The sequence below is a fragment of the Anaerolineales bacterium genome (assembly GCA_022866145.1).
In the GTDB taxonomy this organism is placed as follows: Bacteria; Chloroflexota; Anaerolineae; order Anaerolineales; family E44-bin32; genus PFL42.
Genome location: JALHUE010000366.1, coordinates 1 through 3,526 on the forward strand (window position 1 = coordinate 1; position 3,526 = coordinate 3,526).

3 protein-coding genes are annotated in these 3,526 nt (G+C 67.1%); all 3 read right to left on the reverse strand.

The window, feature by feature from the left end:
- Positions 1-790 precede the first annotated feature (790 nt).
- The gene (locus MUO23_11145) at positions 791-1,333 is read right to left on the reverse strand and encodes a redoxin domain-containing protein (GenBank protein MCJ7513512.1); all 543 of its coding nucleotides are present in this window, start codon (positions 1,331-1,333) and stop codon (positions 791-793) included.
- Positions 1,321-2,787, reverse strand: coding sequence for an Ig-like domain-containing protein (locus MUO23_11150; protein ID MCJ7513513.1), 1,467 nt, complete (start codon positions 2,785-2,787; stop codon positions 1,321-1,323). Before MUO23_11150 ends, MUO23_11145 begins: the two co-directional genes overlap by 13 nt.
- 244 nt (positions 2,788-3,031) lie before the next feature.
- On the reverse strand, positions 3,032-3,526 hold a 495-nt coding region (locus MUO23_11155; GenBank protein ID MCJ7513514.1), incomplete at its 5' end, for a hypothetical protein.

A 3,526-nucleotide genomic window follows, 5' to 3' on the forward strand; every position in this document is an offset into this window, starting at 1 on the left:
CACACTCACGCCGTTTGGTCTGCTCCATCCGCTGCGCATCCTGGCGGATCAAGGCATCCTGGCTTTCGACGGCCTCTCTGTTGGGGCCGCTCACCTTTCCCCTCGCAGCGATTCTCCTCGGCCGCGATCAGCAGTCCAAAACGGAGACGGCGGAGCTTGGGTCAGCCAGGTGCCGCTCCGGCCTCTCAATCTGTCGCCGGGCGACGCCGGCAATTGGGCGAACATGGCGACGAACGAGGCGGACACGGTTGATCCGCAGAACATCGATCTTCGTGCTGGCTATGGGGCAGTGAGCCGCCCTACCTTTGTGGCACGCTCTTGGCCAGGAGTGCGGCGATGCTTCCCCCCGAAATGGGCATGCCCGTGGGCAGAATCGTGCGCCCAGTCGGGCGCCGAGGGTAGTGCCGGTCGACGCTTGCCGATCCCGACGAGGCTGCAGATCTCGGGACTTCCGCTCACAGCCTCTGACCGGACTCGGGCACTCTGCCGGATCGCCGCAGCCAGGCGGTCGATCTACTGCGAGGCACTTTCCGCTCGCACAACCCTCACCAGCGTCCTCTTGCCGAGGGCTGCAAGTCCGGGCGACGCCGCTTCGAGGCTGAGTGCCCCGGCCAAGCCCGCGAGCTGCAGGCGCCCAACCCTCCGGCAGGCACTCTTTGGCTCCATTCCCCTATGTCCCGGTGGGTCGGATGCCAGGAGACCGCAGCCTGAGGACCTCGCACCTCAGGTTTCCGAGAGCGGTCGCGCCCGGCCGAAGCCGGAGGTGAAAGCTGCTCAGGCGGTGCCGGCCTTAGCCGGCATTCGTCGAGCGGGCAGCCGGCCAGACGCGCACCAGGGCACAGCCAAACGCCGGCTCCTGGCGCGGCGCGGGGACTTCGCCCCGCAGCAGCGAAGAAACGGTCTCGGCCAGGTAGTTGCGGGCCGGCAGGCGCTGGCGGAACGTGACGTCATCCCAGGCGCCGCAGTGGCGCACCACACCGCCCCGATCGAAAACAACCACGTGCGGCATGACCTGGGCGCCGTAAGCGTCCGCCACGACCTGATCTGGGTCGAGCAGAATCAGAGAGACGCCAAGGGCCTGCGAGCGCTGCAGCAGCAGGGATTGGGACTCGTTCGCCATGCTCGCCACGCGCCAGGAGATCACTTCCGGCGTCCAGTCCCTGGCCACATCCAGCAGATACGCATCCAGGCGTGCGACATGCGGGCAATCAGCGGACCAGAACACCAGGATCGTGATCCTGCCCAGGGTGTCGCCCAATGGGTGCAGCTGCCCGCCCAGGTCGCGCAGCGCGAAGTCTGGCGCTCTCTCCCCAACCAGCGTCACGGCAGCCATTGCGGGTAGAAGCCCCTCTCTTGGATGAGCCGGGTGGCTCCGGTCTGCAGGTCGAACACATGGATCTCGGGCGGCTGCCCAAGGTCAGCCTGGTTCAGGCGCATGTAGGCCAGGTGTCGCGAGTCGGCGCTCCACGCAAAGGCTGAGTGGTTGTAGGCCGGCTCATCCACTACCAGGCGGGCTTGCGTCCCATCCGGTCGGGCCAACCACAACTGACGCCCCAGCGTCCAGCGCGCCTGGTCAAGGTACTTCCGAGCAAACGCCAGCCATTGACCATCGGGGGACAGCGCCGGCGAGGCGTCCTCCACTAGATCGCCGCTGACTGCCGAAAGGTCGGTCACGGACAGCGACGGAACCTGAGCCCGCATCAGATGGCTGTAGAAGGCGGCTTCGCTTTCCTCGCTTACCGGCGTCGGCCCGGCCTGCGGCTCAGATAGGAAGGCGATCTCCGGAGACACCAGAAACGACGAATCGGCGGACCAGACGCCGGTCAAGCCTAGATCATTCGGCACATACGCCACGACCTCGCCGGGCGGAATGTCGACCGACGACAGCACAACCGCGGCCCTCAGGCTGCCATCGTAGTAGGCGAGCTTGCCGTCTGGAGCCCAGACCGGAAGCGTCGCCATCTGGTCGGCCTGACTCACGCGAACGGCATCGCCTCCGGCGACAGGCAGGACATACACGCTCCGCATGCCTTTGACCGGCTCGGCACCGGGGCCGGGGCGGCTCTCTGCCAGCTCGAAGGCCAGATGCTCACCATCCATCGACAAGGCGGGGGATCCGCACTGTGAGCCCTGGGGGCAGGCATACAACAGGCGATCGTTGTCTGCTGCGAAGTCCAGCAGGCGGAAGTCCACCTGGCCATCCTGGCGAACCACGGCGTACGCCACCAGCGTCCCAAAGCCACCGACAGTGAACTCCCGAATCCCGTGCTCGGTTTCGGTCAGGCGTTCCGGTTCGGAGCCCTCGAGTGTGGCGGCGTACAGGTCCGCCTGCCCCGCCGACGGCCACAGGTACAGCAGACGGGGTGTCCCGACCTGGAACGACCAGGATCGGGCGCCGAGCAGGGGCAGGCCACGGCTTGATCGAACATCCCCCTTCAGGCGGAAGGTGACGTCCTTTCCGGCAGCCCAGGGAAGGTCAGGGGTGAAGACCAGCGTGTTCTCGATCCAGCGCAGGCTGCCTGCGAGGGCCGGCTCGATCGACAGCGCGGCTTCGGCGGAGGCCCGATTCATCGGACGGCTGAACGTCAGGCGCAGGGGTGTCGTGGCGGGGACGGAGGAGCCGCCGGGCGTTGGGATAGTTGTCACAACCCGCGGCGCCGCCCAGCATGCCGCCAGTAGAAGGCCGGCCAGCAGACCCCCGGCAACGATGAGTGCGGACAATACGACTCGCTTCGGTCCCAGGCGCACCCGGGCATTATACCTAGGCGGGCTGCCGACGTCCCCCATCGGACCTGCGGCAGGAGCCCGCGACCCGCTGCCGCAGGTCGGCAGACTCGGTGTTGAAGGCAGGAGGCGAACACCGACAGTCGACTCTGGGCCTGGGTGACCCCTGGGCCGCGGATGGGCGGGATTTGCCCGTCAGGGCTGCCTGCGGGTCCGGGCACAGGCACAAGCCAAGCGAGAAGGGAGTCGGCCAACCGCCGGCCGGCCTGGGAATGCGATCTGCAATCAGCCCCGGAAGGGGCGGCGGTCAATCCCCGGAGGAACTTGCCAGCTGCTGCTTCAAGCCCTCGATGGCTGGGATGGGCGTGGGGTCAACGGCATAAGCCATCGCCAGGTAGTAGGCTACGTAGTCGCCGAAATGGAGTGCCGTCCACTGCTGGGCCATGCTGGACGGGCCATGGGCGTCAAGGATATCCGTGTTGAATCCCTCGACCATTAGGATCTGACGGGTGGCCTCGAGGCGCAGGAGATTGCGCGGGTGATCCAGGCTGGAGCGGAGCAGCAGCACCATGGCCCGGGTGATCAGGCTCTCGGGGTTCTGCACCCCAGCCAGCATGTTATGGTCGGCCTCGGGCAGCGCCTCGAACTGGCCAACTGACTTGGCAATCTCGGCCAGCTGCGTACGCCAGCGGCGTGCGACCGGTGCCAGCACGCCCGCCCCCATAATCACCGGCCACCGATCCATGAACTGGCCGGCCATGCGCTTCGCCGGGTTGGAGGCGGCCGGGACTTGCGCCTCCAG